The 21,734-nt window shown below is 32.5% G+C and carries 22 protein-coding genes; 10 read left to right on the top strand and 12 right to left on the bottom strand.

All coding sequences use genetic code 11. From position 1 onward, the window contains the following. Positions 1-100: 100 nt before the first annotated feature. From AX016_RS12125 to AX016_RS12085, 9 genes are all read right to left on the bottom strand, one after another. On the bottom strand, positions 101-958 hold the full coding sequence (locus AX016_RS12125) for a biotin-dependent carboxyltransferase family protein (protein ID WP_232732623.1): 858 nt from the start codon (positions 956-958) through the stop codon (positions 101-103). After that, the gene (gene pxpB / locus AX016_RS12120; RefSeq protein WP_232732622.1) at positions 939-1,664 is read right to left on the bottom strand and encodes a 5-oxoprolinase subunit PxpB; all 726 of its coding nucleotides are present in this window, start codon (positions 1,662-1,664) and stop codon (positions 939-941) included. Before pxpB ends, AX016_RS12125 begins: the two co-directional genes overlap by 20 nt. A 6-nt stretch (positions 1,665-1,670) precedes the next feature. Continuing rightward, positions 1,671-2,411: a 5-oxoprolinase subunit PxpA gene (gene pxpA, locus AX016_RS12115; RefSeq protein ID WP_100895858.1), complete on the bottom strand. Its 741-nt coding sequence runs from the start codon at positions 2,409-2,411 to the stop codon at positions 1,671-1,673. Next, positions 2,411-3,643 (bottom strand): Nramp family divalent metal transporter, encoded by a 1,233-nt coding sequence (locus AX016_RS12110; RefSeq protein WP_100895857.1) that lies wholly within the window; start codon positions 3,641-3,643, stop codon positions 2,411-2,413. Before AX016_RS12110 ends, pxpA begins: the two co-directional genes overlap by 1 nt. Before the next feature lie 109 nt (positions 3,644-3,752). Then, positions 3,753-5,288: a YifB family Mg chelatase-like AAA ATPase gene (locus tag AX016_RS12105; RefSeq protein WP_100895856.1), complete on the bottom strand. Its 1,536-nt coding sequence runs from the start codon at positions 5,286-5,288 to the stop codon at positions 3,753-3,755. 88 nt (positions 5,289-5,376) lie between these two features. Further along, a complete protein-coding gene (locus AX016_RS12100; RefSeq protein ID WP_100895855.1) occupies positions 5,377-7,770 on the bottom strand; it encodes a penicillin acylase family protein in 2,394 nt (797 codons plus the stop codon). 84 nt (positions 7,771-7,854) lie between these two features. Continuing rightward, positions 7,855-9,162, bottom strand: a complete 1,308-nt coding sequence (tilS, locus tag AX016_RS12095) for a tRNA lysidine(34) synthetase TilS (protein ID WP_100895854.1) — start codon at positions 9,160-9,162, stop codon at positions 7,855-7,857. A gap of 20 nt (positions 9,163-9,182) precedes the next feature. Next, positions 9,183-10,487 (bottom strand): anthranilate synthase component I family protein, encoded by a 1,305-nt coding sequence (locus AX016_RS12090; RefSeq protein ID WP_100895853.1) that lies wholly within the window; start codon positions 10,485-10,487, stop codon positions 9,183-9,185. Between the two features lie 4 nt (positions 10,488-10,491). After that, positions 10,492-11,022, bottom strand: a complete 531-nt coding sequence (locus AX016_RS12085; RefSeq protein ID WP_100895852.1) for an NADPH-dependent FMN reductase — start codon at positions 11,020-11,022, stop codon at positions 10,492-10,494. A 124-nt stretch (positions 11,023-11,146) separates the two neighbouring features. On the opposite strand from AX016_RS12085, the gene AX016_RS12080 reads away from it, so the two are divergent. From AX016_RS12080 to thiD, 3 genes are all read left to right on the top strand, one after another. Then, positions 11,147-12,265, top strand: a complete 1,119-nt coding sequence (locus tag AX016_RS12080; RefSeq protein WP_100895851.1) for a heparan-alpha-glucosaminide N-acetyltransferase domain-containing protein — start codon at positions 11,147-11,149, stop codon at positions 12,263-12,265. A 47-nt stretch (positions 12,266-12,312) separates the two neighbouring features. Further along, entirely contained in the window at positions 12,313-12,558 is a 246-nt protein-coding gene (locus AX016_RS12075; RefSeq protein WP_286142099.1) for a CDGSH iron-sulfur domain-containing protein, read from the top strand. Positions 12,559-12,696: 138 nt separating this feature from the next. Then, positions 12,697-13,515 carry a bifunctional hydroxymethylpyrimidine kinase/phosphomethylpyrimidine kinase gene (gene thiD, locus AX016_RS12070; protein WP_100896861.1) on the top strand — a complete coding sequence of 273 codons (819 nt, stop codon included), beginning with the start codon at positions 12,697-12,699 and terminating at the stop codon, positions 13,513-13,515. A 54-nt stretch (positions 13,516-13,569) separates the two neighbouring features. On the opposite strand, the gene lpdA is transcribed toward thiD, so the two are convergent. Beyond that, on the bottom strand, positions 13,570-14,970 hold the full coding sequence (gene lpdA / locus AX016_RS12065; RefSeq protein WP_100895849.1) for a dihydrolipoyl dehydrogenase: 1,401 nt from the start codon (positions 14,968-14,970) through the stop codon (positions 13,570-13,572). A 229-nt stretch (positions 14,971-15,199) separates the two neighbouring features. Here lpdA and AX016_RS12055 point away from each other — a divergent pair, with 229 nt between their 5' ends. The 5 genes from AX016_RS12055 (at position 15,200) to AX016_RS12035 (ending at position 18,487) form a co-directional block, all read left to right on the top strand. Further along, complete coding sequence (locus tag AX016_RS12055) at positions 15,200-15,412, top strand: hypothetical protein (protein ID WP_100895848.1); 213 nt, start codon at positions 15,200-15,202, stop codon at positions 15,410-15,412. 87 nt (positions 15,413-15,499) lie between these two features. After that, a complete protein-coding gene (locus AX016_RS12050; protein ID WP_100895847.1) occupies positions 15,500-17,164 on the top strand; it encodes a Na+/H+ antiporter NhaC family protein in 1,665 nt (554 codons plus the stop codon). A 118-nt stretch (positions 17,165-17,282) separates the two neighbouring features. Next, a complete protein-coding gene (locus tag AX016_RS12045; protein ID WP_100895846.1) occupies positions 17,283-17,927 on the top strand; it encodes a peroxiredoxin in 645 nt (214 codons plus the stop codon). Between the two features lie 7 nt (positions 17,928-17,934). Continuing rightward, positions 17,935-18,249, top strand: coding sequence for a thioredoxin family protein (locus tag AX016_RS12040; RefSeq protein WP_100895845.1), 315 nt, complete (start codon positions 17,935-17,937; stop codon positions 18,247-18,249). Then, positions 18,230-18,487 carry a DUF6952 family protein gene (locus tag AX016_RS12035; protein WP_100895844.1) on the top strand — a complete coding sequence of 86 codons (258 nt, stop codon included), beginning with the start codon at positions 18,230-18,232 and terminating at the stop codon, positions 18,485-18,487. The genes AX016_RS12040 and AX016_RS12035 overlap by 20 nt, the downstream gene beginning before the upstream one ends. Before the next feature lie 137 nt (positions 18,488-18,624). On the opposite strand, the gene AX016_RS12030 is transcribed toward AX016_RS12035, so the two are convergent. Both AX016_RS12030 and AX016_RS12025 read right to left on the bottom strand, forming a co-directional pair. Continuing rightward, the gene (locus AX016_RS12030) at positions 18,625-19,098 is read right to left on the bottom strand and encodes an ankyrin repeat domain-containing protein (protein WP_100895843.1); all 474 of its coding nucleotides are present in this window, start codon (positions 19,096-19,098) and stop codon (positions 18,625-18,627) included. 60 nt (positions 19,099-19,158) lie between these two features. Then, a complete protein-coding gene (locus tag AX016_RS12025) occupies positions 19,159-20,616 on the bottom strand; it encodes a catalase (RefSeq protein ID WP_100895842.1) in 1,458 nt (485 codons plus the stop codon). A 228-nt stretch (positions 20,617-20,844) separates the two neighbouring features. On the opposite strand from AX016_RS12025, the gene tpx reads away from it, so the two are divergent. Together tpx and AX016_RS12015 are read left to right on the top strand one after the other, a co-directional pair. Then, positions 20,845-21,342: a thiol peroxidase gene (gene tpx / locus AX016_RS12020; protein ID WP_100895841.1), complete on the top strand. Its 498-nt coding sequence runs from the start codon at positions 20,845-20,847 to the stop codon at positions 21,340-21,342. Between the two features lie 2 nt (positions 21,343-21,344). Then, positions 21,345-21,716, top strand: a complete 372-nt coding sequence (locus tag AX016_RS12015) for a diacylglycerol kinase (RefSeq protein ID WP_100895840.1) — start codon at positions 21,345-21,347, stop codon at positions 21,714-21,716. The last annotated feature ends 18 nt before the right edge of the window (positions 21,717-21,734 follow it).

Genomic DNA, 21,734 nt, shown 5'->3' with positions numbered 1-21,734 from the left:
GCTGTCATTTTTGATAGCCTTTTAACTTCTTCTACTCTTTACTATTGTTTGTTTTTTTATCTTTTCTATTTTCTTGCCACTTGATTCTTAACATATAACTCTAAATCACCTCAAAAGCAATTTCGTCTCCTGTAAATTTCTGAGCTAGCACACTTATAGCAGCACTTGTAAGTTGTAACACTCTTGGGTAACCACCTGTTGTTTGGCAATCTTTCATTAAAATTATAAGTTGACCAGACGGAGTTAACTGTACTGTTCCTGGCAAAACCACAGAGGTTATTATGGGTTCTAATCTATTCTCTACCAGTTCTGATAGTTGATATGCCATTCTACTATTATTTTTAGATACCGTAAACACAGTGTTTAATAGTTTTTTTTGTTGATGAGCATTTAACTTACAAAACTCAGAACCCTTGTAAACTTTAATGATTTTCTCATCTAAATAAACATTATTTACAGCTAAACTAGCGTTTGATTGTTTTTCTAGAGTTTCAACACTATCAATAGACAAAAGGAGATTTTTTTGTATGGTTTGATGTTGAGTAACGTTTTTAAACATACTTCTACTTTTCATCACAACTTCAGTTAAAAATCCACCTAAAACAGCAATATAACCTCTAAAACCACTCTTTTTCACTCCAAAAGAGAGAATATCATCCTTTTTTACAACAATTACACTATTATTACTTACTGGTATGTTATTTAATTTTGACTGAAAATCTCCTCCAGTAATACATATTCTAGTACTACACAAAAACTGAAGCTTTGGTCCTGTCATTGTAAACTCTAAAACAGCTGCATTTGTAGTGTTTCCTAACAAAGAATTAGCCAACATAGCAGCTCTTTTATCCATAACACCAGCGTAAGGTACTCCGTATTGCTGATAGCCAAATCTACCTAAATCTTGTACCGATGTATAAAAACCTGTTTGCAATACCTTAACCATTGTAAATATCACTTTCTATTAAAAAAACATTAGCATTAACTAAAGTTTTAATATCATCATATTCCTTTTTTGTAACCGAATGAAACTGAATAGCATCTCCTGCTTTAGCAAAACAAGGAACATCTTTGTTTGCATTAAAAAAAGAAAGTGGTGAGTTGCCAATAATATTCCAACCTCCTGGGCTTTCTACTGGGTAAATACCAGTTTGGTTACCTCCTATTGCCACAGCACCTTTTTCTACTCTTAACCTAGGCGTTGCTTTTCTTGGCATTGTTAACTCTTTTGGCAATCCGCCTAAATACAAAAAACCTGGTAAAAACCCAATAAAATATACTGTATACACTGTTTTTGTGTGTAATTCTATTACTTTGGTTACTGATGTATTCTTCTCTTTAGCAATTTCTTTAAGGTCTATTCCAAATTCATCTTCATAACAAACAGGAATTTTCCAAAGCATACTATTACAATCTGTTTTTTTTCTTTTCTGAAGGTATATTTGTTTTAAATTTTCAATTTCATCAGACAAATCAACTTTAAAATCATCAAAAACTATTAAAAGAGAATTGTATGCCGTTGTAACTTGAATTCCGGATGTGTAAGCTGCTTCAATTTTAAATTTAAACGCTAATACATCATACAAAATATCTTTTGCTATAACTTGCTCCCATTCTACCAAAATAGAAGTGTCTCCAAATATTTTATAGTTTACGTTAGTCATAATATCTTAAGCAACATCAATATTTAAACTCTTCAATTTATTTTTTAACTGCTTCATAATTTCTACAGCATTAGGATTATCTCCGTGCAGACAAAATGTATCAGCCATTATTTTCTTTATAGAACCTTGAGCCGTTATTACAGTTTTATTGGTATACATACCGTAAACGTGACTAAATAAATTATCAAAATCTACTATAACTGCATTTTTTTGAGACCTAGAAACCAGTGTTAAATCATCATTATAATTACGATCTGCAAATGCCTCGTACTTAATTTTTAAATTTTCTTTTATTGCTATTTTTTCAATTACTGAATTGTAAGGAACATATAATTTTACAGGTAAATCTATACTTTTTACAGCTTTTACAACCACTTTTGCAATGTTTTCGTCTATAGCTGCCAAATTATACAAAGCGCCATGTGGCTTAATGTGGTGTAATACTGTTTTCTCCTCTACAATTACAGTTAGTAAGTTTAGTAATTGTTTTTGTATGGAGTTTAACAGCTTATCATTGCTAATTTCCATTGCCACTCTTCCAAAATTTTCTTTATCAGGAAAAGAAGGATGTGCACCTATTTTTACGTGATTTATTTTTGCCAAGCGTACAATATGTTTCATTAAATCCATAGTACCAGCGTGACCACCACAAGCAATATTACATGAGGAAATAAAAGGCATCAATTGCGACTCATTACCTACACCCTCACCAACATCTACATTAATATCTATTGTTTTTACTGCCATTAAAATAAATTTAAAGAAAACACTTTATTTAAAGTTGCTACAGATAGTAAAATACTAATAGCAAGAATTATAAAGCCTAATGTATTTTGAAAAACATTGTTTTTATATACACCCAAAACCGATTTTTTATTCATTATCCACAATAAAAAAGCAGCTATAATTGGCAGTAAAATTCCGTTTGCTATTTGAGCAAATTTTATAATGTCAATAGGTTTAATTCCTAATGAAGAAAACAAAACACCTAAAAACAAAATAAGCATCCAAACAGTTCTAAATTTTGAAAATTTTAAATTTGTAGACCACCCCAGACAACCACAAGTAACATAGGCAGCAGCTAATGGAGCTGTAATTGCACTAGTAATACCAGCTGCAAACAAACCAATAGCTAAAAAGTACTTTGCAAAACTACCAAACAAAGGTTCTAGTCCTTTGGCTAAATCGGCTGCAGAGTTAATGTCACTACCCTGTATTGCAGCAGCAGATATTATAACACACATAGATACCACACCTCCTAAAATTACGGCAACAATAGTATCTTTACGAGCATATTGCAAGTCTGTAACAGATTTCCATTTTTCACTAACCAATGAAGCGTGTAAAAATAAATTATAAGGCACAACAGTTGTTCCTATTAAAGCAATAACAGTTAATAACCCGTCTTTAGGTAAACTGGGCTTAAAAATACCGCTTAAAATTGCTATTAAATCTGGTTTGGTAATAATTGCAGTAATTAAAAAAGCCAAACTCATTGCTATTACTAAAGAAATTAGTGCTTTCTCTAAAACCTTATAATTACCAATAAACAGTAAAACAAAAGCAATTACACCCATTAATATACTTAAGTAATTAAAAGAAAAACTACCAAAACTTACATAAGATTCTCCTAAAAGTGCCTCTAACCCCAATATACCACCACTAATATTACCAGCCTCATAAACAGCATTACCTATAACAATTGCAGAAAGTATAAGCAGAATAGTAAACCATTTTAAAATTGGATTTTTAATTTCTGTACGTATAATATTGCTGAGTCCTTTTTGAGATACAATACCTACTCTAGCAGACATCTCTTGTAAAACAATTGTAGCAACTATAGAAAGTGCCATAGCCCACAACAAAGCAAATCCAAAATTTACACCAGCTAACGTGCATACCGTTATGGTTCCTGGACCAATAAAAGCTGCAGCAACTAGCGGACCTGGACCAATGTTTTTAAACCATTTTTTTATCATTCTGTAAGTTGGTTATTTTAGTTGAAAGATAAAAAACTTATAAGTTTATTGTACCTAAAATGTGACAAATATTAAATAAAGTGTTCTGTTTTTTTAAGATTGATTAAGCTTACCCCAACCACCCTTCTCTGTCTAAACTACGGTATTGTATAGCTTCAGAAATGTGATCTCCTAAAATAGCATCAGAATTAGCCAAGTCTGCAATTGTTCTTGCTACTTTTAAAATTCTGTCATACGCTCTAGCAGATAAGTTTAAACGCTCCATAGCTGTTTTTAATAATTCTTTAGAAGTTGTATCTAAAGCGCAATACTCACGTATTTGCTTGGTATTCATCTGCGCATTATAATGTATGTTTTCTAAGGCTTCAAAACGTTTGGTTTGCACTTCTCTAGCAGCGGTTACACGTTTACGAATTAGCACACTACTTTCTCCTTTTCGTTCTTCTGATAGTTTTTCAAAAGGAACAGGAGTAACTTCAATATGTATATCTATACGATCTAACAAGGGGCCAGATATTTTACTTAAATACCGTTGCATTTCTGCTGGTGAAGATGTTACTGGAGCATCTGGATCGTTAAAATAACCACCCGGACTAGGATTCATACTTGCAACCAACATAAAACTACTTGGATAGGTTACCGTAAAACGTGCTCTAGCAATAGTTACCTCTCTATCTTCAATTGGTTGGCGCATAACCTCTAGCACTTTACGCTCAAACTCTGGCAGCTCATCTAAAAATAAAACTCCGTTATGAGATAAAGATATTTCGCCTGGTTGCGGGTAACTTCCGCCACCTACTAAAGCAGCAGAGCTAATGGTGTGGTGTGGATTTCTAAACGGACGCTGATTCATTAATCCTGCGTTTTTAATTTTACCTACTACACTATGTATTTTAGTGGTTTCTAAAGCCTCGTGTAGTGTCATTGGAGGCAAAATAGATGGTAAACGCTTGGCTAACATTGTTTTTCCTGCTCCTGGAGGACCTATTAAAATAATGTTATGTCCGCCTGCTGCAGCAATTTCCATACTTCGTTTAATGCTTTCTTGCCCTTTAACATCAGAAAAATCGAACTCTGGAAACTCTAAACTTTTATAAAATTCTTCTCGCGTATCTACAATAGTTTGTTCTAGAGGCACATCTTTATCAAAAAACTCTATTACTTCTGTAATATTTTCTACTCCAAACACCTTTAATCCAGATACTATTGCAGCTTCTTTTACATTCTGTTTAGGCAATATAAATCCTTCAAAACCTTCTTCTTTAGCTTTAATAGCTATTGGCAAAGCACCAGTAATAGGTTGCAAACTTCCGTCTAAAGAAATTTCTCCCATTATTAAATACTTTTCTATGTTGTCTGATTTTATTTGTCCAGATGCACTTAAAATTCCTAAAGCAAGTGTTAAATCGTACGCAGAACCCTCTTTACGTAAATCGGCCGGAGCCATATTTATTGTTATTTTTTTACCTGGAATTTTGTAACCGTTATTCTGCAAAGCAGCAGCAATTCTGTAGTTACTTTCTTTTATTGCATTGTCTGGCAAACCTACTAAATGGTAGCCAATACCTTTGTTAATATTAACTTCTACTGTAATTGTTGTAGCTTCTACTCCAAAAACAGCACTACCAAAAACCTTTGTAAGCATTCAATTTTATTTTTCTTAAAAGTAAGAAAAATAATCTAAAAGTTAACGCTTGTATATTTTAATATGAATACACATATAAGATCCTGCTCTACTTATCTTCTGGCTTAAAAACTAATAAAGATTTTTTTGTTGCTATAATCTCCTCTTTATTCATCATCATTTTGCGAAACTCACCTTTTAAGTACATTTTAGCTTGGTCATTATAATGCGAGCTAAACGGACTACCAGATTGCCCTGTTGGTAGTATGCTTATACTGTTTTCTATATCAGAAAAATCTATAATTCTACGTGTAGATGGCCCTGAAGTTACTCTGTACACACTATCTCCGCTATACGTAAAACCCATATTATTTATAACCTCTTTTGTACCATTTACAGGAAAAGGACCAACATTAAAATATTTTCTTAAAGATGCTACTTTGCCAATAGGATGCTCGTGTTCTAGTGTGTGTATTTTTCCCCACGTCCATACATCTGTATTTGTGCCAAATTGTGTTTTTAATGAGGTTAGAGCATCTACAAAAGAAGCCTGAAAAACGTCATCTGCAGTTTCTACTTTGGTTGTGCTTACATTATCCCACCAAATAGAAGCTTTGTTGCTTACCAAGGGTGCAATTAGTCGCTTATGAAAATGTGTAGTTAGTAATTGTTTAAAAAGCTCATCACCCAACTCATCTTTAAATGTATTTTTAAGCATAAAAAATACCCAACGTTGGTAAATACTAGATTCTATGCTACTTGTGGTGGCACTGCCGTCCCAATTGGTTAGCTTATCTAGCAACTTAATATCATCATCTGTTAAATTACTAATATCTATATTTTTAGACATATTTTTAGCAACCATTGGATCTACAGAAGAAGTAATATCTGTAATCATTTTAGAAACCGACTCTTTATCCCAGTCATTTTTAGGTTTTAAAAGCTGCTCTATACGTTTTGCTCTGTTCTCTGGTAAGTAATATCCTGGAAAAAATCTTCCATTAATAGTATCTGGCTGGTTATTGGCAGAGTACACAAACTCCCAAGGTGGATTTTCTGCGTGTGGATTTTCAGAAAAATCTAAAAAATCTCCTCGCTCTTGCTCTCCACTTACTCCATTTAAAATTAACTTTGTATTGGTACTATCTGGCATTGTATAAAGTTTAGCAGTTGCCCACCAAGCTACATTACCATCTGCATCACCATACATAATATTAAGGCCAGGTGCGTGTAAATCTCTTAAATGACGCTTAAAAGTACTCATAGACTCAGAATGGGACATTCCGTATAAGGCACTTAGTAATTTATTATCTACCTGTGTGTATATCCAAGAAATTGTCACTGGACTTTCTCCTGCTACACTTGCAGCTAAACCGTTTAATACAGCTCCATGCCTTGTAAATTTAAGTGTGAATTTAACATCGTCTTCTCCCTTTACTTTTATAACTTTTTCCTTGTAAGTGTATTTTTTCCAGCCGTTTTCTGTTTTGTATTCTGTAGTATCTTGCGGATTAGTTTCCTCGTAATAAAAATCTACATCATCATTCTCAAACATTGTTAAACCATAGGCCAACTGTCTGTTGTGTGCTAATAGAGGAAAAGGAACTCCTGCTAAATGGTACCCGTATTTTTTATAGGTTGGCGTACTCAAATGCGCCTCATACCAAACGGTAGGTTGTGAAAACCCAATGTGCGGATCGTTTGCCAGTATTACAGCTCCATTCTTTGTTTTATCTGGTGATAAAACCCAGCTGTTACTCCCCTCAAATTGTGGCACTGGCAGCTTTTCTAATGCAGAGGCTAATTTACTAGCTAAATTTAGCTGCAGTGTATCTTTTAAAGGATCATAATTTTTAATATAGGTTGATGTTGGTTCCGTATCTATAGATAAATCCTGCAAATAAGCAGCGCCAAGCTTGTTTTTAATATTGCTAAGTAACGGGTCTGTTTTGTGTGCCATAGCAAAACTAAAAGCCATATACCCAATGGTATTGTGTATATCTTTAAGTGTAAAAGGGCGCTTATCTACTCCTGTAAGATAAAATTCTACCGGAGTTGGACCTTCTTCCATAAATTGATTAACACCATCTAAATAAGCCTCTGCAAGCTTTACATAGTCACTATTTGGATCTAAATTAGCTACAGTTTTTTTAGAGTAATCATCTATTCCTAACGCTAAAAACAGTTTATCTGTTTCTACTAAGTCTTCACCAAAAATTTCTGATAATTCTCCTGCTCCAATACGTCTAAGTAATTCCATTTGCCACAACCTATCTTGCGCATGCACATACCCTAGTGTGCGTATTGCATCTTTTTCTGTAGCTCCATAAATATGAGGAATACCGTAATTATCATAATAGACATTTACTTTTTCTGATAAATTTTTTAAATCGTTCTCCCCTTCATAAACAGGAGTTAAGGAGTAAAGAAAAATACAAAGTCCCAAGAATAACAATCCTAAGATTGGGATTGTTATTTTTAGTATCTTTTTCAATCGGCGCATGGCGTAGGTTGTTTGCCTAAAGGTAAAATTAAATTTTAAAAAAGAAAATCTATTTCAACAGCAAAAAATAAAAAAATAACGGTATTATTTTAACAATTTGATTTTAAGAATTTTAGATGTTTCGTCATCAACCTTAAATCTATTGTCTGCACGTATACCAACTACCCAAACTATAGCGGAGCCAGAACATAATAACCACTGTTCTTCTTTAGCCACTACACTTAATTTTATGTCTTTATAAAATTTACTTAGTTTCTTTTTTCCGTGCTGTCCAAATGGGTAAAAAACATCTCCTTCTTCCCTCTTACGCAGTACTAATGGAAATTTAAGCTTTGACTTATCTACAAAAATAGTTGTCACCTCTGGTTTTTCTATGTCAGCAACCTCTTTTAAGTTTATGTGTATTGGGTGGTCTAATATATCTTGTTCTTTATTTATTAGGTAAACATCAGAATTAGGCTCTTTTAGCTCTTGTAGTAACAAATTTTCTCTGTTTTTTACTAATCTGTGTGTTCTAGATAAAACCTGCTTTCCGCTCATTGCAGTAAGTAAATTGGCAACATCTTGCCACTCTGTAAAGCCATAATCACTAAACAATGCATACAAATAGGTTTTTAAGGGTGTATAACTTAATAGTTTTTGTACAGATATCTCTGTTATTCCCTTTTTTGATATAAATAGCTCTTTTTTAAGTAGTCTAATATAATCCTTTGCTAGTATATTGGTTTCTTGCAAGTAAGTCTGTGTATTACTAAAGTTTTGCAAAAAAGTTGGATGCAGCTCTTTTAACTCTGGCACTATATTATGCCTTATTCTGTTTCTTAAATATTTGGTTTCTTGGTTGCTTTTATCTTCTCGCCAGATAATATTATTTAATTTAGCATAGTCCAAAATTTGAGCGCGAGTAAAAGGTAATAATGGCCTAGAAAGTGAAGCTGTTTTAGACGGAATTCCAAGCAAACCATCTACTCCTGTACCACGAGATAAGTTTATTAAAAAGGTTTCTAAATTATCATCTGCTTGGTGACCAGTTAGTAACGTGCAAAGGTTGTTTTCTTCTATTAATTTGGCAAACCAAGCATACCTTAACTCTCTTGCTGCCATTTGAATAGATACTTTATTTTTACTCACATAACCACTTGTATCAAAATTAGTTACATATATTTTTTTATTTAACTGTAGTGCTAAATTACGAACAGATTCTTCATCTGCATCACTAGCACTATCACGCAGCTTAAAGTTACAGTGCGCTATAGAAAAATCTAAATTTAATTGCGCACACAAATGCACTAAAATAACACTGTCTACACCACCACTACAGGCCACCAAAAATGGACGTTGCAATAACAACGGAAAATTTGTTTTTATATGGTGTTTAAATTCTTTTAGCACACTACAAATGTAACTAAAGTTTAAGATACTTTACCCTCTAAAACCTGTCTCATTGCTTTAGCTTTTAGCAAACACTCTTCGTATTCCTTTTCTGGACTAGCTTTTGCTGTAATTGCACCACCAACAGAGAATGATACATATTTTTCTGTGGCATTGTATAAAATACTACGTATAATCACATTAAAATCAAAATCTTGTTCTGGAGTAATATACCCAACGGTACCACTGTAAACACCTCTTTTTGTAGCTTCTAATTCTTCAATAATTTTCATCGCAGAAACCTTAGGTGCACCTGTCATGCTACCCATTGGGAACGTTTCTTTTAAAATATCAACCACATTTTTATCACTCTTAACAGTTGAAGTAATTGTTGAAATCATTTGATGTACTTGATTGTAAGTATACACCTTACACAACTCAGTAACTTGCACACTTCCTTTAATGGCACTTTTAGACAAATCATTCCGCACCAAATCTACAATCATTACATTCTCTGCACGTTCTTTTTCATCTAACGCCAAATTTGTTCGTAGTTTTTCGTCTTCTAATTTATCTAAAGAACGTTTTGCTGTGCCTTTTATAGGCTGAGAAATTACTGTTGTACCTTCTTTTTTTATGTAACGTTCCGGGGAAGCAGATGCCACATACTTATCATTCAACTTTAAAAAAACTGAGAAAGGAGCTTCAGATATTTTATTAAGTTCATTATAAGTTTCTAACGGATTAATTTCTGTGTCTTCAGCATAAAATTCCTGACAAAAATTAGCTTCGTAAATATCTCCTCTATGTATTTTTTGAAGCATTTTACCTACTCTATCAAAATAATCATCTTTAAAAATTCTCATTTTAATATGTATGTTCTTTTCTTTTGTCTCTTTTTTGTTTTTAAGGGTGATATTGGTAATCTCATCAAAATCAATTTTTATCTCATCATCAACCATATTTAGGTATATAAAATGAGCAGTATCACCTTGTATTTGTATTATTTTTTTAGGCTGAAAAAAATATAATTCAGGAAAATGAAGTCCGTCAAAATTCTCAGATTTTAATCGTTCTACATTATTCTTTAAATCGTACGTTAGATAACCAAAAATCCAGTCTTTTGTTTCTGTTTGATACGTTTTTAAATCATCAAAAGCATTAAAACTATCTGTAGACAATGCGGTTAAAGCATCTACTGCCAACATACCATCAAAAGAACTATATTGGTTATTATGTGAGTTGCTGTCTAACCAAACAACCTCATAGAACTGCTGACTCCATACAAGTAATTTAGCTTTAAAAACTTGTACATCATCAACTTTAAAAGAAAAAGACTTACGCAAGGGCTTATAATTTTTCTAAAAATTGATTAACAGCTGCTTGATACTCTGTTTTTACATCTGAAGCAATTAAAACACCTTCTTTAAAATTGTCGTTAAAAGATGGTAAAGCAAAGGTAGCTACTATTTCTGCTCCAAAGCGAGGCAATACACCTTCTGCTTGTTTTAAAGCGCTTAAAGCGCCTCTTTTACCTGGTGAGGTTGCCAATAAAAGTACTTTTTTACCTTCAAGAAAATTACGATCTAATCTAGATAGCCAATCAATTAAATTTTTAAAAAAGGAAGATAAACCACTATTGTGTTCATTTACAGAAATAACAAGAGCATCTGCCTTGGCAATAGCATCATTAATTTCTTTTAGTTCTGATGAAAACCCGTTGTTTTTCTCTGCATCCTCACTATACATTGAGATAGTAACTTTGGCCATATCTAAAACTGTTACATCATTATTGCCTAAAATACCTGCTGTAAATGTTGCTAATTTATGGTTTATAGAGGTGCTAGAATTGCTTCCTGCAAAGGCTAAAATAGTACTCATTTTATATAGTTTTTAACGAAAATACCGTAAAAAACAATCAATTGCGAGCATTTTAGCTAATTTTGCAAACGAAAATAATAAAACCAACTGTAAAACAAGCACATAGCTTTTTTTTAAACCACTAATGAAGAATAAAACCAACAGATTATACTTTATAGACGCAATGCGTGCTTGGGCTATTTTAATGATGTTACAAGGTCATTTTATAGACGGATTATTAGATTTTGAATATAGAGATAAATCTATTTTAGCTTATGCTATATGGAGTTATTTTAGAGGAATGACTGCTCCTGTTTTTTTTACAGTTTCTGGCTTTATATTTACGTATTTACTTGTTAGAGGAGATAAAAAAGGATTAAAAAATCCGCGAGTAAAAAAAGGAATTAAACGTGGATTACAATTAATTCTAATAGGCTATTTATTAAGAATGAACCTTTTTAGTGTTATTTTTGGAGAAATCTACGACTCCTTTTTCTACGTAGATGTGCTACATTGCATTGGATTCTCTATCTTAGGAATAATAGCCTTGTATTTACTAACAAGTAAAACAAAGCCAGTTATTTTTACTACTATATTAGTGACAATTACAATTGTTTTATTTTTATTTGAACCAACATACGACAAACTACCACACTCTTATTTACCACAAGCTATTGCTAACTACATTACTAAATTATATGGTTCTGTATTTACTATAATACCTTGGTTTGGCTATGCTACTTTTGGTGCTTTTATGGCTATGTTATTTACAAAATATAAAAACTACCAAAAACTATACATAACAGCTATACCAATATGTGTTGTTACAGGACTATTTTTAATTTTTGGATCATCGCCTTTATTTGCTTTTATATGCGATATAACAAATACAAGTTTTTTGTATGCTGTGTACACTAACAATTATTTATTCATCAGGCTTGGAGATGTGCTCATCATATTCTCTATTTTTATGATGCTACGCTACTACCTTACTAATAAAACTATTTTAAAAATTGGTCAGAACACGCTTGCCATTTACGTAATACACTTTGTTATTTTATACGGTAGTTTTACTGGACTTGGGTTTTATCACTTTTTTAAATATTCTTTAACCCCTGCAAAAGCAATAATTGGCGCTGCTTTATTTATGTTTAGCTCTACATACTTGGCCTTATTGTATGATAAACACGAACTTAAAATTAAAAACAGAATACAAAAAGTAAAGTTTGCTACTTTAAAGCTATTTAGACTAGCTAAAAATTAAGTTTTGCTATTTTTTGATGCTTAGTTTTACGCTATGTTTACAGCCAAATAACTATAAAAATGAGCAACGACAAACAATACTCGCCAATTAAAGTAGAATTAGAAAAAGATAAAAACTACGGATGGTGTACTTGTGCACACAGCAGCAACCAACCATTTTGTGATGGTTCTCACAAGGCACATAACGCAACACCGTCTATGCGTTTTTCTGTTGAAGAAGCAAAAACCTACAATATGTGTACTTGTAAATTAACAAGCAACCCTCCATTTTGCGACGGTTCTCATAAAAAATAAGCACACTACAACATAAAAAAGTCCTTAAGTAATTTTTCTTGAGGACTTTTTTTGTGTTTTACACGTATGTTAATTAGAAACAATTTAGTACAAAAAACTACAAATTATATAGATTTGCATACTGACATTAAAATACGAATGAAAAACACTACAACCATTTACAACTCTGTATTAACTATTGCAGGGAGCGACTCTGGAGGTTGCGCAGGCATACAAGCAGATATTAAAAGCATTAGTGCTAACGGAGGCTTTGCAACTACTGCAATTACAGCTATTACAGCACAAAACACGTTAGGAGTTAATGCAATCTATCCAATTCCTACTACAGAAATTAAAAACCAAATAGTAGCTGTATTAAGCGATATAAATGTTGGTGCTATAAAAATTGGAATGCTACAATCTGCAAAGATTATAAAAGCAGTATTAGAAACTCTAGAAGCTCATAAAGACATGCCTATTGTTTTAGACCCTGTGATGGTAGCATCTTCTGGAGATAATTTGTTAGACAATGTAGGCTTAGAGGCCATAAAGTTACTTTTGCCATTAGCAACCTTAATAACTCCAAATATACCAGAAGCACAAGTTTTACTTAAGATTGATACTATTTCTCCTGAAAATATGCCACAAATGGCAGAAAAAATTGGAAAAATGTACAAAACATCGGTTTTGTTAAAAGGCGGACATATAGAAAATAGTCAAACCTTAGTAGACGTATTATACAACTACCAAACCAACTCGTTACACAATTTTAGTAAAACACAGGTAAACACTAAAAACACACACGGTACTGGTTGTACATTATCTTCTGCTATTGCTACACATTTAGCACTTGGAAATAGTTTAAAAGACGCTGTACAAAAAGGAATAACTTACACACACCACGCAATAGTTGCTGGTAAAAGTAAAGAACTAGGAAAAGGAAATGGTCCTGTAGACCATTTTTACAAACTACATTAAACAAAAAAGGCTGCTCTGTTGAGCAGCCTTTTTTATATCTATTAAGATAAAAGCTTAAATATGTAAAGCTCTATCTCCTGTTGCAGCTAAAGCCGCCTCTTTAATAGCCTCTGTAAATGTTGGGTGAGCGTGAGACATTCTAGATACATCCTCTGCACTAGCTCTGTACTCCATAGCAACAACTGCTTCTGCAATCATATCTGCTGCACGTGCACCAACCATATGTACACCTAAAATTTCGTCTGTATTTTTATCTGCAAGTACTTTTACAAAACCGTCTAAATCCATACTAGCTCTAGATCTACCTAAAGCACGCATAGGAAACTGACCAACTTTATAATCAACACCAGCTTCTTTTAACTGCTCTTCTGTTTTACCTACAGCAGCAACTTCTGGCCAAGTATAAACAACACCAGGAATTAAGTTGTAGTCTATATGTGGTTTTTGACCCGCAATAGTTTCTGCAACAAAAGTACCTTCTTCTTCAGCCTTGTGAGCCAACATAGCACCTTTAATTACATCACCAATTGCATAAATATTAGAAGCGCTTGTTTGCAAATGCTCATTAACATCTACTAAACCTCTGTCTGTAAGTTTTACACCAGCAGCTTCTGCGTTTAAACCATCTGTATAAGCATGACGACCAACAGCTACCAAACAGTAATCTCCAGTGAAAGTAACTTCTTCACCTTTTTTATTATCTGCTTTAACTATAACTTCATCACCATTACGTTCCACAGATTTTACCTTATGAGACAAGTTCATTTTAAATTTCTGTTTCTTTAAAACTTTATTAAGTTCTTTAGAAACTCCTTTATCCATAGTTGGTACTATACGGTCCATATACTCAACAACAGATACTTCTGCACCTAACCTTTTGTATACTTGTCCTAACTCCAAACCAATAACTCCACCACCAATAATAATAAGGTGCTTTGGCACCTCTTTAAGTTTTAATGCTTCTGTAGATGTTATAACACGCTCTTTATCTAACTTAATAAAAGGCAAGGTAGATGGTTTACTACCAGTTGCTATAATTGTATGTTTTGCTTCAATTTCTGTAGTTTCTTCACCTACTATAGAAATATGCGTAGCATCTTTAAAAGAACCAGTACCTACGTAAACGTCTATTTTATTTTTTTTCATTAAAAAATCAATACCACCAGTAGTTTGGTCTACAACGGCTTGCTTACGAGAAATCATTTTCTCTAAATTGATTTTAATTTCGCCAGGAATATCAATTCCGTGCTCTTCAAAATGCTTTACTGCATCTTCATAATGATGAGAAGAGTCTAACAACGCCTTAGACGGAATACAGCCTACATTTAAACACGTACCACCTAAAGTTGAATATTTCTCTATTATTGCTGTTTTCATTCCTAATTGTGCGCAACGTATAGCTGCAACATACCCTCCAGGACCTGAGCCTATTACGGCAACATCATATGAATTCATATCTTTTTCTTTGATTAAAGTTGTAAAATTAGCACTATTTTTTGTGGATAGGAAATTATAATACCTTCCTCTTTTTATTATAACAAATTTTTAGCGTTTTAGTGCGTATAAACACATAAACTAAACGCCAAGTTCTATAGCTGTAGTATGTTTTACCTCATTTATTACAAAAGAACTTTGCGTACTACCAATATGGTTTAATGCTATTGACTTAACAAACATAAATACATTGAAAACACAATATAATGATCTCAGAATTAAAAAAAAGAATGGTTTACATATTGTATTTCCAGAATTACAATTACACCTATATCAATCAAAAATAAAAGAACTAATTAGACTATCTAATGGTTTAATTAGACTATCTATTGTTTTAGATAATGATATTAAAAGAACTTATAATTTGATAAAAAAGTGTAAACAAAACTTGGCTATTTTATAATAATACAACCACTAGTATGAAGATATAAAACTTGCAAGAAACGCTCCAAAATTGTAATATTACAAGGTAATTAACTAACTCAATTTAATGCAAAACCAAAACTTAAGCACCTCAGACCCTAAAAATGAGCATATTGTAGATAATAAAGAATTAAATTTCTTTGAAGCTTTAATTCCGGTTTTAATTTTAATGTCGCTTTTAGCTTACAATATCTTCTTTGTAGACGGACAAGAATGGTTTGGTGCATACACAAATCAAATAATACTTTTAATTGGTGGTGTTATTGCTGCAATTGTTGGGTTATTTAATAAAACTTCTTTTGTTACTATGGGAAAAGAAGTTTGGGAAAACCTAAAAAGTGTTTTTATACCTATACTAATATTGGTTATGGTTGGTGCTTTAGCTGGTACTTGGCTGGTTAGCGGTATTATACCTGCTATGGTTTATTACGGATTACAAGTTTTAAATCCTAGTATATTTTTACCTGCCTCTGTTATTATTGCTGCTATAATTTCTATAGCTACAGGTAGTAGCTGGACCACGTCTGCAACAGTTGGTATTGCATTAATTGGTATTGGTTCTGCCCTTGGTATTAACCCAGGAATGATTGCTGGTGCTGTAATTTCTGGAGCTTATTTTGGAGATAAAATGTCTCCTTTAAGTGACACAACCAACCTTGCTCCTGCTATGGCTGGCACAGATTTGTTTACACATATAAAATATATGACTATTACTACTGTGCCAACACTTATAGTTACACTTATTTTCTTTAGTGTTTTAAGTGCCAATATAGATACAAATGGCACTACAGATATTGCCTTTATTTTAGATACAATAGATGCTAATTTTACCATAACACCATTATTATTTATAGTACCTGTGGCTGTAGTTGCTCTTATTTTATTAAAAACAAAACCTTTGGTTGCATTACTTTCTGGTGTAGGCTTAGCTATAGTATTTGCTTTTATCTTTCAGCCAAAATTACTAGATAAATTAAGTGATTCTAAGATAAACTCTATTGTTACTGCTGTCCTAACAGATACTAATGTAAGTATAGATGATAGTGAACAAGTAGCAAAATTTTCTACCGAAGAAATAGCAGTTATTAAACAAAATAAGGACTTAAGCAAAGTTTTTACTGGTGATGACTTAGAAGGTATTTATACAAAAGAAGATTTAGCAGCTGTTTTTTCTGGTCTAACTAAAGACAAAAGTGTTTTAGCAAGTACTGCTGATAATTTAGATAAATTAATTACCAAAAAGCGATTACGAAAACTATTTAGTGCTGGCGGAATTAATGGTATGCTTTGGACTATTTTACTAATATGTTGCGCAATGGTCTTTGGTGGTATTATGGATGGTATTGGAGCCTTAGCAAGAATTACCAAAGCACTACTATCTATAGCTACAACTACCTTTGGTTTGTTTGCTAGTACTGTTGCTAGTTGTTTGGGTTTAAATGCTATTGCTAGTGATCAATATTTAGCAATTGTTATTCCTGGTAAAATGTTTAAAAAGGCATATGAAGATAAAGGTCTTGCTCCAGAAAACTTAAGTAGAACCTTAGAAGATTCTGGTACTGTAACCTCTGTACTAATACCTTGGAATACTTGTGGAGCTTATCAATCTAGTGTTTTAGGCGTTGGAGTTGGCGAGTATTTTATTTACGCTATGTTTAACTGGTTAAGCCCATTTACTACATTATTATTTGCTGCTTTAAACATTAAAATAAGACAGTTACGTTCTAAATAAATTTTAACATAAAGAATCTTTATTCTTCTATAAAGAATTAAAATTTTATTAAACTAAAAAAGCATATTTGTAGGTTATATTTGCAGTAACAAAATGTATAACCTTAAATAAAAAATATATGGCTTTTGTAGGAAAAAAATTCCCAGATTTAAACGTTAATGCAATGAACGAAATGGGTGATACTTTCAAACTAAACGTATTGGAAGAAGCTAAGAACAATAATAAAAAAGTATTATTATTCTGGTACCCTAAAGATTTTACTTTTGTATGTCCAACGGAATTACACGCTTTTCAGTCTGCATTAGCAGAATTTGAAAAAAGAAATACAATAGTAATTGGAGCTTCTTGTGATACTCCTGAAGTACACTTTGCTTGGTTAAATACGCCAAAAGATAATGGTGGTATAGAAGGTGTTACTTACCCAATTTTAGCAGATAGCAACAGAAACTTAGCTTCTACATTAGGAATCTTAGATATATCTAACGAAACTTATAATGATGAAACAGGAGTTATAACTGTAGATGGTGACAATGTTACTTATAGAGCAACTTACTTAATTGACGAAGAAGGTACTGTTTTTCATGAAGGAATTAACCATATGCCTTTAGGAAGAAATGTAAACGAGTTTTTACGTTTAGTAGATGCTTACACTCACGTACAAGAAAAAGGTGAAGTTTGTCCTGCAAACTGGGAAGAAGGTAAAGAAGCTATGCAAGCTAACGCTAAAGGTACTGCAGAATACTTAGCTTCTAACGTAAACTAATTTTAGTATGTTACTAGAACTAGAACAAGACAATTTAGCAGAACTAATTGCTGAGCACAAAAAAGTGGTTGTGCAATACTCTGCTACTTGGTGTGGAAACTGTAGAATAATGAAGCCTAAATTTAAAAAAGAGGCTGCTGCTAACGAAGACATTACATTTATTTTAGCTGATGCTGAAAAATTTCCGGAATCTAGAAAATTAGCCAATGTAGATAATTTACCTACGTTTGCTACGTTTGAAAACGGAAACATTAAAAACCAGACGCAGACAAATAAATATGATGTTTTAAAAGAATTAGTACATGAAATTGCCAGTAATTAAACACCTTACAAGTTTTATAAAAGAGAACGATGAAGATTACGTTCTTGAAACAATTGAAACTTTAGAGGCGCTAACAGAAGTATCATCTATAAAAGATGAAGAACTAGATGTTATTGGAGAACTAATTTCTAATATGTATGGTGCTTTAGAGGTACAAAAATCTATTAAAGAAGGTGTGCCAGAAAAAGAAGCTCTAAACAGTTTTATGAAACGTGTATTAGGTTCTATAGACAAATAAACAGTAAAACACTGTTACATAATAAAGCCACAATTCTAGAAATTAGAATTGTGGCTTTTATTTATTAAAGAAACTGTTACAACAAACTACTAAAAAAACCTCTGAAATTAATTTTCAGAGGTTTTTTTATTCTTACACTAAACTAAAAGAGATTCTAAATCGCTTAAACCTTGCATCTTTGCGTGATCTAATGCTGTATTACCTCTTTGGTCTGCTACAGTTTTATCTGCATTCTTATCTAATAACATTTTAATAATTGACTGTCTATTAAATGTTGCCGCATAAATTAAAGGAGTAGCTCCAGATAAGTTAACTGCGTTTACATCTGCTCCTTCTCCAATTAGATATTCTGCAATTGCATCAAAACCTTTAAAACATACTCCCATTAAAGCCGTATTTCCAGAGGAATCCTTATCATCTATTGGTGCATTATTGTCTAGTAAAACCTTAGCTATATCTAAGTAATTATAATAAGTTGCTAAAATTAAAGGTGTAGAGCCACGTGTATCTTTTACAGATACTAATTCTTGGTTCTCTTTTAACATTTTTGCTACTTCTTCTGTATTCTCTTCTCGTATTGCATTAAAAAATGCTGTTGTAGTTTCTGTCATTTTATAGTTATAAAAAAAGGGATAAGCACTAATGCTTACCCCAAATAATGCGTTATTATCTTAATAATTTTCTAATTCTGATATACCTAAAGCCTTACGTACTCCATTTCCATAAGCAGGATCTGCCTTATCAAAATGCACTAACTGTCTCTCTATAATTTCCATAGAAACACCTTGCATTGCAGCAGCTATATTGCTAAACAATCTGTTTTTCTGCCCCTCATCAAACATTCTAAACAAATCTCCTGGTTGCTTATACTCGCCATACGTATCATTTTCTTCATAACGTTTGGCATCACCACTAATTTTCATTGGTGGTTCTTCTACAGTTGGGTCTTCTACAGCTCCTCCTTTACTATTTGGTTCATAATAAGCATCTGGGTTACCAAAATCATTGGTGAAGAAACGCATAGAACCATCTTTATGGTAGTGATTAACTTCAGATTTAGCTGCATTTGCCGGTAAAGCTTCATAATGCGTACCTAATCTATACCTATGAGCATCTGCGTATGAAAAAATACGAGCTTGTAGTACTTTATCAGGAGAAAAACCTATTCCTGGTACTATGTTAGATGGTGAGTAAGCCGCATTTTCAATATACTGCCAGTAATTTTCTGGGTTTTTATTTAGCTCCAACTCTCCTACCTCAATTAACGGGTAATCTGCATGCGGCCAAACCTTAGTTAAATCAAACGGATTGTATGGTGTTTTTTCAGCATCTGCCTCTGGCATTACCTGTATTTTTAATGTCCACTTAGGAAAATCACCTTTTTCAATAGCTCCAAAAAGTTCTTCTTGGTATTTTTCTCTAGTTTCTCCTATTATTTTAGCCGACTCTTCATTGGTGTAATGTTTGTGACCTTGTTGTGTTTTAAAGTGAAATTTTACCCAAAAACGTTCTCCGTCATTATTCCAAAAGCTATAGGTATGTGACCCGTAACCATTCATATGCATTGGTGTAACAGGTATACCTCTATCAGACATTAAAATAGTTACTTGGTGCAAACTCTCTGGAGACAAAGACCAATAATCCCACATTGCTTCTGGTGAGCGTAAATTTGTTTTAGGATGTCTTTTTTGTGTATGTATAAAATCTGGAAATTTATAACCATCTCTTAAAAAGAAAACTGGAGTATTGTTACCTACCATATCCCAATTACCTTCTTCTGTATAAAACTTAACAGAAAAACCACGCACATCCCTTTCTGTATCTGCAGCTCCCATTTCACCTGCTACTGTAGAAAAACGAGATAAAACAGGTGTTTTTTTACCTACAGATGAAAATATTTTTGCTCTTGTATATTTACTTATATCGTGGGTTACCGTAAAAGTACCCATTGCCCCCCAACCTTTTGCGTGTACTACACGTTCTGGTATACGCTCTCTATTTTGGTGTGCTAACTTTTCTAACAGCTTGTAATCTTGCATTAAAACAGGCCCTCTATCACCAGCCGTTTGTGAACGCTGATTGTTAGATACTGGAGCTCCTGCAGATGTGGTAAGTTTTTTATTTTCCATAACAGTCTATATTTTTATTGAGATAAAATTAGCTAAAAATCTTTTCGGATATAAGTTAAGAAATTGATAGATTTTATCAAAGAATAAATTAACCTTATACTAAAAGTAAAATCAATAAATTTACGCTATTAAAATAGACTCAATCCATGCAATATTCTTTTTTATTAAAATAGTTACATATCACTCATATATTTTTTAATTTCACACCAAAATTAAAACACGCACATTATGGCTACAGTAACGTTAAAAGGAAATAAAATAAATACATTAGGTAATTTACCAGAAGTTGGTGCTACAGCTCCAGAATTTAAATTAACTAAAAACGATTTATCTACTGCTACCTTAGAAAATTACAAGGGTAAAAAAGTAGTATTAAATATATTCCCAAGTGTAGACACTGGCACATGCGCACAGTCTGTTAGACAATTTAATAAAGAAGCATCTACATTAGAAAACACTGTTGTTTTATGTATTTCTAAAGATTTACCATTTGCACAAGCACGTTTTTGTGGTGCAGAAGGTTTAGATAATGTAGAAATGTTATCAGATTTTAAAGACGGTAACTTTGGTAAAGCTTATAATTTATCTTTTGCAGATGGGCCATTAGAAGCCTTATTGTCTAGATCTATTGTTGTTTTAAATGAAGAAGGAAACGTTGTTTACACAGAACAAGTAGCAGAAACAACTGAAGAACCAAATTATAAGTCAGCTTTAGAAGCTCTATAAGTATGCCAAAAGAAAATTTTGTATTAAACAGAATTCGTAGTGTTGGTTACGCTTTAAAGGGTGCTTTTTTACTTTTAAAGACTGAAGCTAGTATAAAGGTTCAGTTCTTTATATGTATTTTAATTACCATTTTTGGTTTTTATTATAATATATCTAATATAGAATGGATATTACAGATATTTGCCATTGGTTTAGTTATGGGCATAGAAGGTGTTAATACTGCTATAGAAAAAATAGCAGACTACATACAACCAGAGTTTGATGCAAAAATTGGCTTTATAAAAGACGTAGCTGCAGGTGCTGTTATGATAGTTTCTATAGCAGCATCTATTATAGGATGTATTATTTACATTCCAAAAATTTTTAACTTGTAACCAAATTTAAGTTACATA

Source organism: Cellulophaga sp. RHA19 (assembly GCF_002813425.1).
GTDB lineage: Bacteria > Bacteroidota > Bacteroidia > Flavobacteriales > Flavobacteriaceae > Cellulophaga.
The sequence above is the reverse complement of the archived record's forward strand: the minus strand, read 5'-3'. Positions and strand labels throughout refer to the sequence as shown.

Bases quoted from the DNA above. Each gene is read 5' to 3' on its own strand.
- pxpB (WP_232732622.1), bottom strand. From the start codon at position 1,664: ATGACTAACGTAAACTATAAAATATTTGGAGACACTTCTATTTTGGTA.
- pxpA (WP_100895858.1), bottom strand. From the start codon at position 2,411: ATGGCAGTAAAAACAATAGATATTAATGTAGATGTTGGTGAGGGTGTA.
- AX016_RS12110 (WP_100895857.1), bottom strand. From the start codon at position 3,643: ATGATAAAAAAATGGTTTAAAAACATTGGTCCAGGTCCGCTAGTTGCT.
- AX016_RS12105 (WP_100895856.1), bottom strand. From the start codon at position 5,288: ATGCTTACAAAGGTTTTTGGTAGTGCTGTTTTTGGAGTAGAAGCTACA.
- AX016_RS12100 (WP_100895855.1), bottom strand. From the start codon at position 7,770: ATGCGCCGATTGAAAAAGATACTAAAAATAACAATCCCAATCTTAGGA.
- AX016_RS12085 (WP_100895852.1), bottom strand. From the start codon at position 11,022: ATGAGTACTATTTTAGCCTTTGCAGGAAGCAATTCTAGCACCTCTATA.
- AX016_RS12080 (WP_100895851.1), top strand. From the start codon at position 11,147: ATGAAGAATAAAACCAACAGATTATACTTTATAGACGCAATGCGTGCT.
- thiD (WP_100896861.1), top strand. From the start codon at position 12,697: ATGAAAAACACTACAACCATTTACAACTCTGTATTAACTATTGCAGGG.
- lpdA (WP_100895849.1), bottom strand. From the start codon at position 14,970: ATGAATTCATATGATGTTGCCGTAATAGGCTCAGGTCCTGGAGGGTAT.
- AX016_RS12050 (WP_100895847.1), top strand. From the start codon at position 15,500: ATGCAAAACCAAAACTTAAGCACCTCAGACCCTAAAAATGAGCATATT.
- AX016_RS12045 (WP_100895846.1), top strand. From the start codon at position 17,283: ATGGCTTTTGTAGGAAAAAAATTCCCAGATTTAAACGTTAATGCAATG.
- AX016_RS12040 (WP_100895845.1), top strand. From the start codon at position 17,935: ATGTTACTAGAACTAGAACAAGACAATTTAGCAGAACTAATTGCTGAG.
- AX016_RS12035 (WP_100895844.1), top strand. From the start codon at position 18,230: ATGAAATTGCCAGTAATTAAACACCTTACAAGTTTTATAAAAGAGAAC.
- AX016_RS12030 (WP_100895843.1), bottom strand. From the start codon at position 19,098: ATGACAGAAACTACAACAGCATTTTTTAATGCAATACGAGAAGAGAAT.
- AX016_RS12025 (WP_100895842.1), bottom strand. From the start codon at position 20,616: ATGGAAAATAAAAAACTTACCACATCTGCAGGAGCTCCAGTATCTAAC.
- tpx (WP_100895841.1), top strand. From the start codon at position 20,845: ATGGCTACAGTAACGTTAAAAGGAAATAAAATAAATACATTAGGTAAT.
- AX016_RS12015 (WP_100895840.1), top strand. From the start codon at position 21,345: ATGCCAAAAGAAAATTTTGTATTAAACAGAATTCGTAGTGTTGGTTAC.